Annotated in this window: 12 protein-coding genes; 7 read left to right on the forward strand and 5 right to left on the reverse strand. The window is 59.4% G+C overall.

Going from position 1 to position 17,806, the window contains the following annotated elements; all coding sequences use genetic code 11:
- From RCI20_RS15820 to RCI20_RS15830, 3 genes are all read left to right on the forward strand, one after another.
- The coding region (locus RCI20_RS15820; RefSeq protein ID WP_306606394.1) for an OmpA family protein at positions 1-195 on the forward strand (195 nt) is incomplete at its 5' end.
- Positions 196-288: 93 nt separating this feature from the next.
- Complete coding sequence (locus RCI20_RS15825) at positions 289-2,448, forward strand: patatin-like phospholipase family protein (protein WP_306607191.1); 2,160 nt, start codon at positions 289-291, stop codon at positions 2,446-2,448.
- 1 nt (position 2,449) lies between these two features.
- Positions 2,450-5,143 (forward strand): PD-(D/E)XK nuclease family protein, encoded by a 2,694-nt coding sequence (locus tag RCI20_RS15830; protein ID WP_306607194.1) that lies wholly within the window; start codon positions 2,450-2,452, stop codon positions 5,141-5,143.
- A gap of 2 nt (positions 5,144-5,145) precedes the next feature.
- Here RCI20_RS15830 and RCI20_RS15835 read toward each other — a convergent pair whose 3' ends face one another.
- Together RCI20_RS15835 and RCI20_RS15840 are read right to left on the reverse strand one after the other, a co-directional pair.
- Entirely contained in the window at positions 5,146-8,229 is a 3,084-nt protein-coding gene (locus RCI20_RS15835; RefSeq protein ID WP_306607197.1) for a PAS domain S-box protein, read from the reverse strand.
- 84 nt (positions 8,230-8,313) lie between these two features.
- Complete coding sequence (locus RCI20_RS15840; protein ID WP_306607199.1) at positions 8,314-8,520, reverse strand: hypothetical protein; 207 nt, start codon at positions 8,518-8,520, stop codon at positions 8,314-8,316.
- Between RCI20_RS15840 and RCI20_RS15845 the strand changes: the two genes are divergently transcribed.
- Positions 8,519-9,319, forward strand: coding sequence for a response regulator (locus RCI20_RS15845; protein ID WP_306607201.1), 801 nt, complete (start codon positions 8,519-8,521; stop codon positions 9,317-9,319). The genes RCI20_RS15840 and RCI20_RS15845 overlap by 2 nt on opposite strands.
- On the opposite strand, the gene RCI20_RS15850 is transcribed toward RCI20_RS15845, so the two are convergent.
- Both RCI20_RS15850 and RCI20_RS15855 read right to left on the reverse strand, forming a co-directional pair.
- Positions 9,297-9,845, reverse strand: a complete 549-nt coding sequence (locus RCI20_RS15850) for a hypothetical protein (RefSeq protein WP_306607203.1) — start codon at positions 9,843-9,845, stop codon at positions 9,297-9,299. The genes RCI20_RS15845 and RCI20_RS15850 overlap by 23 nt on opposite strands.
- Complete coding sequence (locus RCI20_RS15855) at positions 9,842-10,987, reverse strand: exo-alpha-sialidase (protein ID WP_306607205.1); 1,146 nt, start codon at positions 10,985-10,987, stop codon at positions 9,842-9,844. The genes RCI20_RS15850 and RCI20_RS15855 overlap by 4 nt, the downstream gene beginning before the upstream one ends.
- Before the next feature lie 115 nt (positions 10,988-11,102).
- On the opposite strand from RCI20_RS15855, the gene RCI20_RS15860 reads away from it, so the two are divergent.
- Positions 11,103-13,661 carry a bifunctional diguanylate cyclase/phosphodiesterase gene (locus RCI20_RS15860; protein ID WP_306607208.1) on the forward strand — a complete coding sequence of 853 codons (2,559 nt, stop codon included), beginning with the start codon at positions 11,103-11,105 and terminating at the stop codon, positions 13,659-13,661.
- Here RCI20_RS15860 and RCI20_RS15865 read toward each other — a convergent pair whose 3' ends face one another.
- Entirely contained in the window at positions 13,662-14,453 is a 792-nt protein-coding gene (locus RCI20_RS15865) for an enoyl-CoA hydratase (protein ID WP_306607210.1), read from the reverse strand.
- A 113-nt stretch (positions 14,454-14,566) separates the two neighbouring features.
- Here RCI20_RS15865 and RCI20_RS15870 point away from each other — a divergent pair, with 113 nt between their 5' ends.
- The gene (locus RCI20_RS15870; protein WP_306607212.1) at positions 14,567-15,721 is read left to right on the forward strand and encodes a benzoate/H(+) symporter BenE family transporter; all 1,155 of its coding nucleotides are present in this window, start codon (positions 14,567-14,569) and stop codon (positions 15,719-15,721) included.
- Between the two features lie 25 nt (positions 15,722-15,746).
- Positions 15,747-17,806: DNA polymerase III subunit alpha (dnaE, locus tag RCI20_RS15875; RefSeq protein WP_306607214.1), on the forward strand; the 2,060-nt coding region annotated here is incomplete at its 3' end.

Genomic DNA, 17,806 nt, shown 5'->3' on the forward strand with positions numbered 1-17,806 from the left:
GAAAAGCGCGCTGCTGCCGTCAAGGAATATCTGGTCGCCAAGGGCATCGAAGCTAACCGCGTTTACACCGAAGGCAAGGGCAAGACCCAGCCGGTCACCGGCGACACCTGCAAGGGCAATGCCAAGACCAAGGCGCTGATCAGCTGCCTGCAGCCGGATCGTCGTGTTGATATCGAAGTCATCGGCACCAAGTAATCGTTTTTTTTCTCCCGAAAAAGCCCTGCCTGTGCAGGGCTTTTTTCATAGGGTGTGCCTAGAGTGAAATCAATTTCCCGCTTTCGTCTCCTAGTGTCTTTTCTGATCGCGGCTGCCAGCAGCGTGCAGGCAGCCGATGTGTCAGCCAGGCCCAAGGTGGGTTTGGTGCTGGGCGGTGGTGGTGCGCGGGGCGCTGCGCATATTGGTGTACTTGATGTGCTGGAAAAGCTGCGCGTGCCGGTCGATTGTGTTGCCGGCACGAGCATGGGCGCACTGATTGCCGGCGCCTGGGTGGCCGGCATGTCGCCTGAGGCAATGCGGGCGAGTCTGGCGACGGCAGACTGGAGCGACATGTTTGTCGACAATCCCGAGTATTCGGAGATGAGTCCGCGTAACAAAAGTATTTCCCGCTACTACATGCCGGGTTCGGAGAGCGGGGTCAGTGGTGATGGTGTGCGCTATCAGGGGGGCGTGGTTGCCGGACAGAAAATCAAGCTCTTCCTGAACCAGTTAGTCCAGGCGACTCAGGGGGAGCGGCGTATTGAACAGTTGCCATTGCCGTTATCCATCGTGGCGACCGACATCGGCACCGGTGAACGGGTGGTATTTCGTGAAGGTCAACTGAGTCAGATCATGCGCGCCAGCATGTCGGTGCCGGGGTTGTTGGCGCCGGTGGAATATGCGGGCCGAAAACTGGTCGATGGTGGGTTGGTGGATAACCTGCCGGTAGCAGAGGTGCGCGAACGTTGCCAGGCTGATGTCGTGATTGCTGTTGATGTCAGTTCGCCGTTGCTCAAGGTCGAGGAAGTGGGTTCGCTGCTCAGCGTCTCCGCCCAGATGATCGGTATCCTGACCGAGCAGAATGTGAGCCGCTCGCGGGCGATGCTGAAGGCAGGCGATATTTACATCAAGCCGGATCTAGAGGGTATCTGGGCCAGCGATTTCGCGCTGCACACCGAAGCCGCTGCTCGAGGTCAGGTGGCGGCTGAGACGTTAGAAGCCAAACTGGCGGCACTGAGTCTGAAGGCGGAGGCTTATGCGGCGTGGCGCCAGCGGCTTGATGTGCAACAGCGTGAGCCGATACGGATTGATGAAGTCCAGGTGGTCGGTTTGCAGCGGGTCAATCCCGGGGCTGTCGAGCGCTTCCTCAAGCTTGCGCCGGGGGGTACATTGCGTGCGGGGGACATTGATCGCGACCTGCTGCAAATTTACGGTGACGGGCATTATGAAAGTGTCGATTACGCCGTGCATTCCAGCGAGGGACGGAACATCTTGCGGGTGATGCCGATGGAGAAATCCTGGGGGCCGGATTACCTGCGTTTTGGCGTGAGTCTGGAAGCAGATAACCGTGATGGTTCGTCCTTCGGCCTGCGTGCCGCCTACCATCGAACCTGGATCAATCCGCTGGGTGGTGAACTGCTCTACCATGCCGAGCTTGGCTCGAACAATCGTCTGGGCGTGAATTATTACCAGCCCTTCGACGCCCGGCAGGATTACTTTTTCGAAGGCTTGCTCGGGTTTGAGCAGGAACGCATCAATGTTTTCCAGGACAAACATCGTATTGCCCAGTACAAGGCAACCGAGGGGCGGGTTGGTGCATGGTTGGGGCGCAACATGGATTTTCGCGGGACAGCCCGTTTGGGCTGGCTGCAGCGCGACCGGAGTTATCGCCGCGACATCGGTGTGTCGTCCTTGCCGAATGCCGATGCGAATTTCGGTGGCTGGCAGGCGGCCCTGGAGTTCGATCGGTTTGATCGAATGTACTTTCCGACACGCGGCTGGGCTGCCCGCTTGAGTTATTTCGATTCGCCAAAACTCGATTATTCCCGGGTTGATGCTGATGTGCGAGGTGCCTTCACGTTGGTTGATACCGTGTTCAATGCACGGCTGAACTATATCGGCTCGCCACGTGGCCGTCTGCCGGTGTTCGACGCGGGGCGTTTGGGGGGCTTCCTGAACATGACGGCATTCAGCCCGAATCAGTTGCAGGGCGATGACATCCGTTACGCCAGCCTGCGGACGGAGCAAATCGTCGGCCGTTTGCCGCTGGGCTTGCGCGGAGATATGCGTGTCGGGCTGGCCTTCGAGGCGGCGCGACTCGGCAGGCGCCTCAGTGAGACCCGGCAGGATGACTGGTTGAATTCGACGGCGATTTATCTCGGTGGTCAGACGCCGCTAGGGCAGGCTTACCTAGGCTTCGCTTATTCGACGAGTGGCGTTTCCAACGTTTTCCTGTTCATCGGGACACATTGATATGACCGATACCCTGTTTCTGTGTGCGACCAGCCGCCTGGCACAAACGCTGCGCGGCGAACAGCCGCCGGGGCAGGCCGTGTGGGAAACCAGGCAGGCCATGACCATCGGGCAATGGCAGTCCGGGCTGGCGGAAGAGGCTTTGCTCTGCGGGATCGACGATCTGCCGCAAGTCCTCGATCCTTATGCCGAACGCCTGCTCTGGGAGCAGGTGATCGCCGAGTCGCTGACGAGTGCTGCCGCCGATGCCGCGCCCTTGTTCGATCTGCCTGGGCTTGCCACGTCGGCGCTGGAGGCGCATGCCTTGTGTCGCGCCTGGCATTTGAGCGCGACCGGCAATGCCGACGAAACCCGCCTGTTTGTCGGCTGGCAGCAAGACTTTGCGGCGCGCTGCCGGCGTGCCGGCTGGATCGACGGGGCAAGCTTGCGTGACCGCCTGCTCGATTTGCTGGAGGTGGGCTACCTGAGCTTGCCGGCCCGTATCGTGTTTGCCGGTTTCGACCGGCTGACGCCGCAGGAGGAGCGTATGGCCAGCGTGCTTGCTGCGCGTGGTGTGGCGATTGAATACGCGGCCTTTTCTGCGGTCGACAAGAGTTTTAATCAGGTTTTTGCCTGCGCCGACAGCGAAGCCGAATGTCACGCCGTGGTCGCCTGGGCCAAGCGCCGTCTGGCGGCCAATCCGGCGGCCCGGCTCGGCATCGTGGCGCCCGATCTGGCCAGTGTGCGCGACCGCCTGAGCTACTTGCTCGACGATGCATTGCACCCGCACGCCATTCGGCCCGATGCGGCTGAAATGCCGAGAAGTTTCAATTTTTCGCTCGGTCGCCCTCTGGCGGAAATGCCTGTCGTGCGCAGTGCGCTGGATTTGCTGGCGCTCGCTAGCGGGCGGGCCAAACAGGAGCAGGGGCGCTTGTCGGCCTTGCTGCTGGCCGGGTTCTGGGGTGCTTCGTGCAGCGAGGCCGACGAACTGGCACGGCTCGACGCCAGCCTGCGCCGCGATTTGCCTTATTTCACGACGCCCGATGCCTTGTTGCGCCTGGCTGCCCGGCTGGCCGAACAGGCGCCTGCGCTGGCTGCGCAAAGCATGGTCGCGCTGGCCGGTGGTCTCGAGGTGCTGACGAAAGCTCCGCGCAGTCAGCGACCCGGTGCGTGGGGCGCCTGCTTCCGGCGGGCCTTGGCGGCTTTCGGCTGGCCGGGTGAACGGCCGTTGTCGAGCCATGAATTCCAGGCGCGGCGTGCCTTTGTTGAAGTACTCGACACTTTTGGTCGCTTCGATGCCGTGCTCGGGCCGCTGAGCCAGGGGGCTGCGCTGTCCCGTCTGCGCGAACTGTGCCGGCAGCGGGTATTCCAGCCGGAAACCCGGGGGCGACCGGCGATCCAGGTGCTCGGCGTACTGGAAAGCGCGGGCCTGAGCTTCGATGCGCTGTGGGTGATGGGGATGAATGACGATCGCTGGCCACCGCCACCGCGTCCCAATCCCTTGCTGCCTGCCGAGGCGCAGCGCTTGGCCGGTAGTGCGCATGCTTGCGCCGAGGTGGAGCTGGATTTCGCCCGGCGCGTTCATGCCCGGTTGTTGCTGGCGGCACCCGAAGTGGATTTTTCCTGGTCGCGAGCCGATGGCAATCGGGTATTGCGTGCCAGTCCGCTGCTCGCCGAGCTGCCTGCTGCGGTCGACCTGGTCGAACGGGTCAAAACCCTGTCCTCCCAACTGGCCGGGCAGGATGCCTGTGTGCATATCGACGATGCGCAGGCACCGCCGGTTGGCAGCGGAGAAAAGGTCACCGGTGGTAGCTGGTTGTTGCGTGCCCAGGCGATTTGCCCAGCCTGGGCGTTTTACCAGTACCGGCTGGGCGCCGAGGCACTCGATGCGCCGGTCGAAGGACTTGATCCGGCAGCGCGCGGCACGCTGGTGCATGGCGCGCTGGAGGTGTTCTGGGGGGCGGTACAAGGCGCCGAAGCACTGGCTGCGTTCAGTGAGTCCGGGCTGCAGCAGGCGATCAGCGCTGCGGTGGGCAAGGCGCTGGATGTTTTCGAACTGGAATCCCGCACGACGCTGCCGCCACGTTTCCGCCAGCTGGAGGGGGCGCGATTGTGTCGCCTGCTCGAACGCTGGCTGGCCTTCGAAGCCACGCGGCCGCAGGCATTTACGGTCATTGCCCGCGAACAGCCTGCGGAAGTCGAGATCGAGGGAATTCGCGTCAAAATGATCGTTGACCGCATCGATCAACTAGACGATGGCCGGCAGATCATCATCGATTACAAGACCGGCGCCGCCATCGACAGCAAGAACTGGGCGGCGCAACGGATTACCGAGCCGCAATTGCCGATTTACGCGGCGCTGGTCAATGACGAAGTGGTGGCCGTGGTCTTTGCCAAGGTGCTGCTCGACAAGCCGGCGTTTGCCGGTGTGGCCGAGGCACGCGACATCCTGCCCGGCGTGCAGGGACTGGGCGACGACAAGCAGAAAGTCTTTGCCCCCGCCGAGTTTCCCGATTGGGTGGCGGTCGTGACGCACTGGCGCGAGCGGCTGCATGCCGTTGCCCGGGAGGTCAAGGAGGGCGTGGCCGGCGTCAGCTTTACCGATGCCGGCGATCTGCGTTATTGCGACGTGCTGCCCTTGCTGCGCTTGCCGGAGCGGCGGCAACTGCTGCAGGCGATGTATGTAGCGAAAACGGAGTATTCAAGCGCGGGATAGTGCTACTGGCCTGATTTTTCCAGCCATTTCAGCAGGATGGCAAACAGCACTTCAGGATCAACCGGCTTGGCGATGAAATCATTCATGCCCGCCTTGAAACATTGCGTCCTGTCTTCATCGAACGCGTTGGCGGTCATGGCGAGGATGGGGGTGTGCTGCCGTCCGGGCAGGCGGCGGATGGTTTGCGTGGCTTCAAGGCCGTTCAGGACAGGCATTTGCATGTCCATCAGGATCAGTCCGTAGTCATTCTCCCTGGCCATGTCCACGGCCTGTTGGCCATCGCTGGCCAGATCGACCACGAGACCGATTTCTTCCAGCAGACCGGTCGACACTTCCTGGTTGATCGGTTCGTCTTCGGCGAGCAATACCCGGGTGCCGGCAAAGTGCGATTTCAGCGTGCTCTCCGTCGGTGAGCAGGCGATATTGTCTGAGGTGTTTTCAGCCATGCTGGCGGAGTCGGTATTCCTGGCGAGGCGGGCGGTGAACCAGAAGGTGCTGCCGATACCTTTCTCGCTTTCGACGCCGATGCTGCCCCCCATCATTTGTGCCAGTCGCTTGCTGATCGCCAGTCCCAGGCCGGTGCCGCCGTATTTTCTGGTCATCGAACCATCTGCCTGTTCAAAGGCGGAAAACAGGCGCGGGATTTCTTCCTGCGCGATGCCAATGCCGGTATCACTGACAGCAAAACGCAGAAGTGCGTCGTCGGGGCCTGTTTCAACAAGCCGGATGCTGATGGTGATCGATCCTTCCCGGGTGAATTTGATGGCATTGCCGGTCAGATTGAGCAAAATCTGACCGAGGCGCAGCGGGTCGCCCTTGAGCCAGAGCATGCCGACATCCCGAGGCATGTCGATGACCAGTGCCAGTTGTTTTTCGGCCAGCTTTGGGGCAATCAGGCTGTTCAGGTTGGCCAGTATGCTGTCCAGCCGAAAGCCGATTTTCTCCAGTGTCAGACGTTCGGCCTCGATCTTGGAAATATCGAGAATGTCATTGATGATGCTGAGCAGATTGCGCGAGGCTTGCATGGCTTTGCTCAACTGGTCGATTTGTCGCGTATCGCTTGCCCGATGTTGGGCCAGTTCGATCATGCCCATGATGCCATTCATCGGCGTACGCAGTTCGTGGCTCATGTTGGCCAGGAAGGTACTCTTTGCCCGGTTGGCGGCTTCTGCGGTTTCCTTGGCGACGGAAAGCGCCAGGGTCCGTTCGTCAACCAGGCTTTCCAGGTGGTGCCGGTATTGTTCCAGTTCGCGATCCGTTTTCTTGCGTTCATCAATGTCGCGGGCAACTGCCAGAAGGACTGTCTTGCCGTTGTGCTGCAAGGGAACGGCGTGGGTTTCCAGCCAGCGTCGGCCGCCTTTTAAGCCGAGTATCTGATACTCCATCTTGATCGACTGACCCGCAATGACGCTTTGGTGCAGGTTACTGAAACTGCTGCGAAACTCGGGTGCAACGATCTCCGCGGCCGAGCGTCCTGCGATCTGTGACAGCGATTCGGCTTCAATCATCGCCAGACCGGCCGGATTCATCAGCAGCAACTGTCCTTCAGCATCAATGATTTTGATGCATTCGGGTTCGGTGCTGATCACTGCCTTCAGGTGCGATTCGCTCTCAATGAGGGCCATCTCTGTTTTCTTGCGTTCGGAGATGTCGCGCAGAAAAGCGAAAAATTCGCCTTTTCCGGTTTCGCGGCCGGTCGCGCTGACTTCAACATGCCACAGTGAACCATCCTTGCGCCGGTGTGTCGTTTCAAACTGTTCGTGACCAAGCTCCGCCAGGTGCTGAATGTGGTCCTTTATCTGCCTTTCATCTGCTTCAGCCTCCAGTTGGTGAACGGACATGTTGAGCAATTCGTCACGGCTGTATCCGGATTGTTCGCAGTAGGTGCGGTTCACGTCGAGTAGCCGTCCGTTGCGGTCAAGGCGCCAGAAACCATCGAGCGTGGTGCCCAGAATGCCCTGAAGCGCAGCGTCACTCTCATGCAGGGTGGCTTCACGTTGCCGGATGGTTTCGATGAGTTGGTTGAAGCTGCCGATCAACTGGGCAATTTCATCATTTCCCTTGGTGGGGAGTGTTTGCAATGGCTGGTTGGTATCGGATAGTCGGGCGATGGTCTGGGCGGCAGCAAACATCGGGGCCAACTGGCGGCGCAACATCCACCAGGTAATGCCGCCAGCAAAGAGCGATAGCAATCCCGCTGCCAGCATGATTTTTTGCAACATGCCGCGAGCCGGGGCGAAAACCTCGGCGGTTGGCAGCGTCACCGCGACATACCAGCCAGCACTTGGAATGGACTGGGTGGCAGCCAGTACTTCAATGCCCGATGGGTTGGTCAATCGGGCGGCACCGCGGTATCCGTTGATGAAACGATCTATGCCGGGATTGACCCCGGGTGCCGGCAGCGTCTCCATGAGTCGCCGCTTTTCGGATGCCGTGACGACCAGACGTTGCTGAGGCGCGACCAGCAGGTAGCCGCCCGTGTTGCCGTAGGTTTTTTCGGCGATGGCATCAAGAAAGTTGGGTTCGTCCAGATTGATGATGCCGACCAGTGCGCCAGTAACTTTTTCTTCTCTGTCGCGAATCGGTACGGCCATGCCGATCAGTGGTGAAAGTGGTTTTTTGCCCATGACAGGCGGGCTTATCGCTGGCCTGCCCTCCTGCAGTGCTGTGTTGATGTAGTCGCGGTCGCGGTAATTGATGCCAATCCGATTCGCCGAAACCGGTACCTCGGCCTGTACGTTGCCGTCGATGTCGATGTAGACCACGCCGCCATTGAACGGTCCTTCGAGAATCAGACGTTGATCGAGCAGGGCCTGCATTGAAGTCGCATTGAGCGGGTTTTCTTCGCGGATGCGACGGGCGACCAGGCTCAGTACTTCAAAGCGCTGATCGAGTTCCCGGTTGATGGCGCGGGCAATGAAGGCGGCGGTGGATAGTTGCTGGGCGCCCAGTTGTTGTTCCAGGTCGTCGCGCAGGATATGGCTGGCAAAAAAAGTGAGTGACCAGATGCTGGCAAGAAAAATGGCCAGCGTGATCAGTGTCACGCGGGTCTTGAGCGAGCGCCAGAGAACTTCTTTCAAAGCCATGATGCGTGAGCCACTCCTGTTTTGTCTGTGGCGAAAAGGGCTGCCAGCGTTGCCGCAGGTCTTTATTTTGTGTTGGCTACTTTATCACTGCTGCTTGTGTGTGATGCAATAACTATGCGTCATGGTGCCGGGTTTGATGCGGCTTGTTGCTTCCAATTTTGCGGTCAACGCTTCGTTGGCTGGTTTTTCCAGCATATCGAGAAAACGCTGTCGCGCCAGGCTATGCGCTTCAAATAAGGCGCTGCCTGTTATAGTGCGCTCATTATTTTTGCCAACCGGATGGCTGCACATGGCACTGACCACTTCCCTTGCCGACCTTAGCGTTTTGCTGGTCGAACCTTCCCAGATGCAAGCCAATCTGGTGACCCGCATGCTGCAGCATCAAGGGATCGATCGGGTGGCGGTTGTCGCCACTGGCGGTGAGGCGCTGGATTGTCTCAGGCTGGAAAGTGCCGGCATGGTCGTGGTGAGCAGCCTTTACCTGCCGGATATGGCAGGAACCGATCTGGTCGTGGCAATGCGTGCCGATCCTGATCTGGATAGTCTGCCCTTTATCCTGTTATCCAGCGAAACCCGACCGCAAGTACTTGACCCGGTGCGTCAGTCGGGGGCGTGCTGTATCGTGCCCAAGCCTTTTACCGAGCAGCAGCTGTCGCGTGCCTTGTACTCCGCTGCTGATTACCTGAATCCGCCGGAGGATGGCGATACCGCCGATTTGCATGGCTTGCGGGTTTTGGTGGTCGATGACAGCCTGGCATCGCGCCATCATTTGCGTCGCTTGCTGGAGCAACTTGGCATCGAGCAGATTATCGAGGCTTCCGATGGCAAGCAGGCGGTGTCCGTGCTTCAGGAGAGCATGTTCGATCTGGTCATTACCGACTACAACATGCCGGAAATGGATGGCCGTGAACTGACCGAATATATCCGGACCGAAAGCTGGCAAGCCGAGGTGCCAATCCTGATGGTTACCAGCGAACAGAACATGGGGCGTCTGGCCGCCGTCGAACGGGCCGGCGTTTCGGCCATCTGTGACAAGCCCTTTGAGGCTTCCAGCATTCGTCGTTTGATCAGCGACGCCTTGCAGCAATAAAGCGCAGCAGGTGATGTTGCAGCACGATGCAGAAAGCGACAAAAACTAGTAGAGGATCGAGCAGGACATCCCATAGGTTGGCAAAGACTCCGCTGGCATAAGCGGTCAGGTCAGCCGCCAGAATCAATAGCCACAGATGCATGCGGCGCAGCCAGAGCGCCAATCCGACTGGCACGAGTGCGCCAAGGATGGCCCAGGGCTGATAGCCCAGAGCATAAGGGTCAAATGCCCCCCAGCCGAGCGCCGCTGGATAAAAAAGTGAAGCGAAAGCCAGCAGTCCAAGCGCACCTTGATAGTCGAGTGGCGAGCGTGGTTGCTTCGACAGGCGCAGTACGGCCAGGCTCAGCAAGGTGACCGAAGGCGTACCGAAGCTTGCGTGCATGACTGGCGCGATGCCGGCGAGCAGCGCGATTGTAGTTGCCGCCAATGCCGCGTGTGCGCGCAGGATACCCAGTGGCAGCAGGCTGGCGAGTGCGCCAAAAATCAGGCCGTGGGCGAGTAGACCGTAAGCGGCAAGCAGATTCATTGATCGCCTCCGTCCAGCCATGCTTCGCTGAAACTCATGTAGCGAATGCCTTGCCGACGCCAGTTGTAAGCCAGGTGTATCCAGCCATCCGGTGCCGCCAGCAAACTTGGTTCGGAGAAGTCGGCGGCGCCATCGGCGGCAGATTCTATAGTGCGGGCGAGGCGCCATTCTCGTGCATTGGCGTCGCCAATCCATAACGCCAGATTTCCCCGGCCGGCCGCTGTGTTGCCAGCCAGGAGCAGGCGGCCACTGGGCAGTCGGACAAGCGCGACGGGGCTGTCTGGATTTGGCAGTGCCGGGAAGTCGATGGCTTGCCATGAGCGTCCGCCATTGTCGCTTGAAACCGCCCTGAGTCGCTCTGCCGTGCCATCCTGCAGCAGGGCTATTGCCCGGTTTGTATCGAGCGCCAGTGCGGCCGGGTGGCTACTTGGAACGTCATGCGGCATGCGCGCTTTTTCGAGGATCTGGCCGTTTGCTGTCAGGCGCAGCCATTCGCCATGCGGCGAAAACAGATGCTGGCTGAGTGGCAAGGCAAGCCCGCCATCGTCCAGCGGAATGGGGGGGGCACGCAATAGCATGCCGTTGTTGCCGAACGGGGAGGTCTGCAGGCGGGCCGGTGTCGTCCAGTGCAGACCTCCGTTGTTCGACAGGCTGTGGATGATGGTTTGGCCGGCGTGACCGGCAACGCCTGTTGCGGCATACCAAAGGTGGAGCAGATCGCCGTGCTGATGGATTATGGGCGAATCGATCCGTTGAATATGCGCAAAAATGGCGCCTGCAGTGTATTCGCGGTTGGCAATTGGTCGAGGTTCGCTCCAGCCGGTACTTTCCCGTGTGCTGAACCAGATAGTGGTTTGTTCGTGTTTTCCCTCGCTGCTGGATCGCCAGGCGCAGGCAAGGCGACCATCAGCCAGTCGGGTCAGGCTGGGCGTGCCGGCGGTTTCTCCCATGCCGGGCAGCATTTCTGCCTGCTGTATGGGCGGTAATGTTTTTTCGCTGGGCGCTGGTGGTGCTAGAAAGGCGGCCGGTTCGGGCTGGGGGGCGCGCCAAAAAGCAGCGGCGAGCGCCATGAGAAAGAGTAACGCGACCAGCCAACGCTGGGTTCCTGGTGCCCAGGAGGAGATCGGGGGGAGTGCTTGCATCAGGGAATTGTAACCGCCGAGTGCCGCAGGAATGGCTCGAGAATGAGCTATAAAGTGCTATCAGTGGATTCGTATTTCGCATTTGATGATAATCTTTCGCCGGGAGATTATTGCGATGCGCATAAACAGTTTCATTCTGGCGACTTCCGCCGTTGTTGCCGCCCTGTTTTTTGGCGGTGCTTACTGGTCGCTTGACCGGGTCTTTGACAATATTGTCCGGACCAACGCCGCACGCGCATCGGAAGCGGCGACACGGGTGACCTTTGCGTCCATGTACCAGTTGATGAGTCAGGGCTGGAGCAGAACTCAGGCTGATGATTTTCTCCGCTCGATGGCCAACTCCGGTACGGGCAGCGGCATGCAGGTACAGATTTATCGCGGTCAGAAAGTGGTTGATATTTATGGTGAAATCGCCCAGCCGCCATTGGATGATGCGCTGCGCTCGGCGCTGACTACCGGGCAGCCGGTGCGGATCGATACTCGTGAGCAGGCGCGCCATATTTATCCTCTGCTCGCCGATGAGCGTTGCCTGAAGTGCCATACGAATGTTGTACCGGGCACCGCCTTGGGCGCAATCGAGGTACGCCAGGACTATGCTGGGCTGCTTGATGATGCACGGAGTGAATTGCTTTGGGCTTTTGCCATGCTGCTGCCGCTGGCCGGTGGTTTTGCCTTGGTGGCCGTGTGGTGGGTCGGGCGGCGTATCGAAAATGCCGTGGAAAGCCTGCAGGAAACCTTTGATCAGGTGGCAACGGTTGGCGACCTGAAAGCACTGGCATCTGTCGAACGCGATTTCGGATTTGTCGAACTGAATCGAATCGACGAAGCCTTGCGGGGTCTGCTCGATAAGTTGCGCGGTATCGCGGTTGACAAGGAAATCCTCAGCTTCGAGATCGGCTTGCTGGAAAAATTTGTCATCACCGCTGATGTCGTACGCGATTGGCGGGAGTATGTCGGGCGACTGCTGATTGAAATCAATTGCATCTTGCCTGCCCACACCCTGTTTTCCATTTTCAAGATCGACGATGAGATGTTCGATCTGGAAGTTTTCTGGTCGGGGCCGGTGTCCGGCGAGACAAAAAAACGCATGGAGTATTACATCAGCCAGGAACTGGCACTCAGTGTCAGTTTCATGGATCCGGGAAATTTTGGTATCCACCACCATATTGCCAATCCGGACGGGGAACTGGTCGAATTGTCCGATGATGAGGTGGCACTCCGGGTGAAGTCCTTCTTTGTCGACAAGCCAAAAATTGGCGGGATTGTCGGCATCGGGGTGCACGCAGGGGTGCTGGAGGATGAAACGCGTTATCTGGTAGTTGAGAGTGTGTTGTCCACACTGCTCAATGTGGTTGGTTCGGTCAAGGCAATTTATCGCTATACGCGTGATCTTGAGTATTACGCGACACGCGATCCTTTAACTGACTTGTTCAATCAGCGGGTGTTTTGGGAGCTTTCGTCCTACGAAGTCGGGCGGGCACAACGGCATGCTTACAGCTTCGGCTTGTTGCTGATCGATCTCGATAATTTCAAGCTGATCAATGACAACTACGGACACTCGGTTGGTGATACCTACCTGCAGCGCTTTGCCCGACAGGTTCAGGGGGCATTGCGCGACGGTGATATCCTGGCCCGTTACGGTGGTGATGAATTTGTCGCCGTCTTGCCCGAGGCTTCCTTGGAGGCTACCGTCATGGTGGCCCAGCGTGTCCTCAAGGCGGTCGAAGATCTTGAGGTGATGACCCCGGATGGCGTGCGTTTGCACGCGACGGCATCCATCGGGCTGGCGGTTTATCCGGATCATGCGGATAACGCCAAGGATCTGCTGATGTTTGCCGACAACATGATGTATCGGGCCAAGGCGGCTGGCAAGGATCAGGTCGCCATTCCGTCACAAGACGATATCGTGGATATTTTCCGCGATATTTCGCAGAAGAGCGTGATGGTGATCGAAGCGATCGAGAACCAGCGTGTTGTGCCTTACTTCCAGCCTATTCTCGATGTGGCAACGCATCAGATCGTGGCTTATGAGGTGTTGTCGCGCATCGATCTGGATGGCAACATGATCCGGGCCGACGAGTTTGTCGAAATCGCCGAGAAAATTGGCGTCATTCATCGCCTGGACATGCTGGTGCTTGAACGGGCGCTGCACTCGCTGGCCGCTCAGGGACACGATGGCGAGATTTTCGTTAACCTGTCGCCGCGCGCTCTGGTGTTCAATGAATTCGCGCGCGACTTGCGGCGCATCATTGCCAGTAGCGGCGTTTCTCCTGATCGCATCGTGTTCGAGATTACTGAGCGCGACACCGTGAAAAATCTCGGTTTGCTTGAACGTTTCCTGGTCGATCTGAAGGCCGATGGATTCAAACTGGCGATCGACGATTTTGGCTCGGGCTTCTCCTCGTTCCACTACCTGCGGCGTTTCCCCATCGATTATCTGAAAATCGAAGGCGACTTCATTGCCAACATGCTGACCAGCGATAAAGACAAGACTTTTGTCACCAGTATTCGCTCGCTGGCGCGCGAGATGGGGATTACCGTCGTGGCCGAGTACGTCGAGTCGGCCGAAGTGCTGCGCGAGCTGGAACGCATGGAAATCCATCGTGCCCAAGGCTATTACATCGGTCGGCCAGCCCCGAAGATTGGCCCTCGGGACTGGCTGCCGCCGACCTGATCAGCGACCTTTGTAGTCCGGCTTGCGCTTTTGCATGAATGCGTCGATGCCTTCGCCGGCATCTTCGCTCATCATGTTGCAAGCCATGACTTCGCCCGCGTAGGCGTAGGCTTCGTCCAGCCCCATCTCGAGTTGCTTGTAAAACATGCCCTTGCCCATGCGGATGGCAACAGCACTCTTGCCCAGGATGCTGCCGGCCAGCCGTTCGATTTCAGCATCCAGCGCATCGGCCGGTACGACGCGATTGACCAGTCCTTTCTGCTTGGCTTCCAGCGCATCGATGAATTCGCCGGTAAGCAGCATTTCCAGTGCCGCCTTGCGGCCGAGATTGCGCGCCAGGCCGACCGCCGGGGTTGAGCAGAAGAGCCCGACATTGATACCGGATACGGCAAATTTTGCGACATCCGCCGCGACCGCGAGATCGCACATCGAAACCAGTTGGCAGCCGGCGGCAGTGGCGATCCCATGCACTCGGGCGATCACCGGTTGCGGCATCCGGGTGATGGTCAGCATCAATTCGGCACATTGGCTGAACAGTGCCTGCATGAATTCCTTGCTGTGATTGGCGCGCATTTCCTTGAGATCATGACCGGCGCAAAAAGCCTTGCCGGCACCCGCCAGAACGACGACGCGTACCGATTCGCTGGCGGCAATGGCGGTCAACTCGGTCTGTATTGCGGTCAACATGTCTTTGGACAAGGAATTGAACTGGCTGGGCCGGTTCAACGTCAGGGTGGTCAGGCCGTCGGCGCGGTCGTCGCGCAACAGGATGGGATCGTTGGTGCTGTTCATTGCGGTCTCCATTAGTTTTTGATGATCCGGCAATGTACCCGAGAAGGCTGGGCTGCTCCAGTCCGGCAAGGTGCGCTGTTATGATGTGCCCCGGACTTTTTGGGGCATTTGTCATGCGTCGCATGTTTTCGTTATCTCACCTGACCGCAGGCTTCATTGCTGTCCTGGTCGGCTATACCAGTTCGGCGGCCATCGTATTTCAGGCGGCGGCTGCCGCCGGAGGCTCGGCCGCGCACGTCAGTTCGTGGTTGTGGGCACTGGGCATCGGCATGTTTGCCACATCGGTCGGCTTGTCGCTCTATTTTCGTGCGCCGATACTGACGGCATGGTCCACGCCAGGGGCGGCACTACTCGCGGTCAGCCTGGCCGGAGTACCAATGAGCGAGGCGATTGGCGCCTTTATCTTTGCCTCGGCGCTGATCGTCATCTGCGGTATTTTCGGGCTGTTCGAAGCGATCATGCGGCATGTTCCGAAAAGCCTCGCGGCAGCATTGCTGGCAGGTGTGCTGGCGCGTTTCGGGCTGGGATTGTTCAGTTCGATGGCCAGTCAGGTATGGCTGGTTGGCTTGATGTTTTTTGTCTACTTTATCGGGCGGCGCCACCTGCCGCGTTACGCAGTGCCGCTGGCCTTTCTGGCCGGTCTGTTGCTTGCCGGTGTGAGCGGGTTGATTCGTGGTGATTCAGTCACACTGGCTTTGGCCATGCCGATATGGACGACGCCAGCATTTTCCCTGGCGACGCTGGTCGGCATCGGTTTGCCGCTGTTCGTCGTCACGATGGCCAGTCAGAACCTGCCGGGTCTTGCCGTACTGCGTGCCAATGGTTATCAGACAGCGGCCTCGCCATTGATTACCTGGACCGGGGTGACTGGCTTGTTGCTCGCACCATTCGGCGGTTTTGCTTTCAATCTGGCGGCGATTACTGCGGCCATCTGCATGAGTCCGGTGGCCGATCCCGATCCGGCGCAGCGCTACCGGGCAGCGGTTTGGGCCGGCTGCTTCTATCTGCTGACCGGTTTGTTGGGCGCCACGGTAGCCAGCGTGTTTGCCGCATTGCCGGGCGAACTGGTGGCTGCCATCGCCGGTCTGGCTTTGCTCGGCATTATCGGCAACAGCCTGGAGGCTGCTCTGGCCGAGGAGCGGGAACGTGAAGCCGCGCTGGTGACTTTCCTGTGTACAGCCTCCGGCGTAGCGTTGTTCGGCATCGGTAGTGCCTTCTGGGGGCTGTTGTTGGGGATGGTGGTGCAGAAGGTCTTGCCGCCGCGATGAGGTCGGGCGGGTTAAAATCCCGCCGATGAACTCGCCGCGCTACGTACACCTCCGTCTCCATTCCGAATATTCAGTGACCGACGGTATCGTCCGCGTCGGCGATGCAGTCAAGCGCGCCGCCGGGGACGGCATGCCGGCATTGGCTTTGACCGATCTCGGCAACCTCTTTGGACTGGTCAAGTTCTACACCGGTGCGCGCGGCAAGGGGGTCAAGCCGATTGCCGGCGCCGATGTCTGGATCGCCAACCCGGAAGCGCCGGAAGATGCGTATCGGCTGTTGCTTCTGGTACGCAACCGGCGCGGTTACCAGCAACTCTGCGAATTGCTGACCAAGGCGTATCTGGTTGAGGGCCGGCGTGATCGGGCCGAAATCCGCCGCGAATGGTTCGATGAAATTGGCGCTGACGGGTTGATTGCGTTTTCCGGCGGGCATCTGGGCGATGTCGGCGAAGCCTTGCTGAATGGTAATTTCGAGCTGGCGGAAGTGCGGGCAAGAGCTTGGGCGGCGGTGTTTCCCGGCGCCTTTTACCTGGAGGTCCAGCGCTACGGTCAGCCGCAGCAGGAAGCGATTGTCCAGCAAACCGCCGATCTGGCCGGCGAGACCGGGATTCCGCTGGTGGCCACGCATCCGGTGCAGTTCCTGAATCGTGACGACTTCCAGGCCCACGAAGCGCGCGTCTGCATTGCCGAAGGCTATGTCCTGGGCGACAGCCGGCGGCCGAAAATTTATACCGAAGAACAGTATTTCAAGACGCAGGACGAGATGGTGACGCTGTTCGCCGACTTGCCGGAAGCGCTGGAAAATACACTGGAAGTTGCCCGGCGCTGTAATATCGAAATGACGCTGGGCAAGAACTTCCTGCCCGACTTCCCGATTCCCGAAGGCATGACCATCGACGAGTTCCTGGTCGATGAAGCGAAAAAAGGCCTGGAAGTCCGGCTGGTTGAACTGTACCCCGATCCCGAAGTGCGCCTGCAGCGCCGGCCGGAATACGACGAGCGGCTGGTTTTCGAGTGCAACACCATCGTCCAGATGGGCTTTCCCGGCTACTTCCTGATCGTTGCCGACTTCATCAACTGGGCCAAGAACAACGGCGTGCCAGTCGGGCCGGGCCGGGGTTCCGGCGCCGGTTCGCTGGTCGCCTACAGCCTGCGCATCACCGACCTTGATCCGCTGGAGTACGCGTTGCTGTTCGAGCGCTTCCTGAATCCGGAACGGGTATCGATGCCCGACTTCGATATCGACTTCTGTCAGGACAACCGTTGGCGCGTCATCGAGTACGTGCGCGAGCACTACGGCGCCGATGCGGTCAGCCAGATCGCCACCTTCGGTACGATGTCGTCGAAGGCGGTGATCCGCGACGTCGGTCGCGTGTTTGGTCTGCCCTACTCAATGTGCGACCGGATTTCCAAGCTCATTCCCATCGTCCAGAACAAGCCGGTATCGCTGGCTGAAGCGCTGGAGCAGGAGCCGCAGCTCAAGGAAATGATGCAGGGCGACGGCGATGGCGAAACCATCCGCGAATTGTTCGATCTGGCCGGTCGACTTGAAGATTTGACCAGAAACGTCGGCATGCACGCCGGCGGCGTGCTGATCGCGCCGGGCAAGATCACCGATTTCTGCCCGATCTATCAGGCCACTGGCAGCGATGCGTCGACGGTGTCGCAGTTCGACAAGGACGACGTCGAGAAGGTCGGCTTGGTCAAGTTCGACTTTCTGGGCCTGCGCAACTTGACCATTATCGAGTTGGCCGTCGAGTACATCCGCCGCATGACCGGCGAGAAGCTCGACCTGATGTCGCTTGGCTTCACCGATCCGGCCGCCTACCAGATCCTCAAGGACGCTAATACGACGGCGATCTTCCAGGTTGAATCGGAGGGCATGAAGAAGCTGCTCAAGAAGCTGGCGCCCGACCGTTTCGAAGACATCATCGCTGTGCTCGCGCTCTATCGTCCCGGCCCGCTCGGTTCCGGGATGGTCGATGACTTCATCCTGCGCAAAAAGGGCCAGCAGAAGATCGACTATTTCCACCCCGACCTGACCGCCTGCCTGTCGCCGACCTACGGCGTCATCGTGTATCAGGA

The sequence above is a fragment of the Azonexus sp. genome, from assembly GCF_030824335.1.
Lineage (GTDB): Bacteria > Pseudomonadota > Gammaproteobacteria > Burkholderiales > Rhodocyclaceae > Azonexus.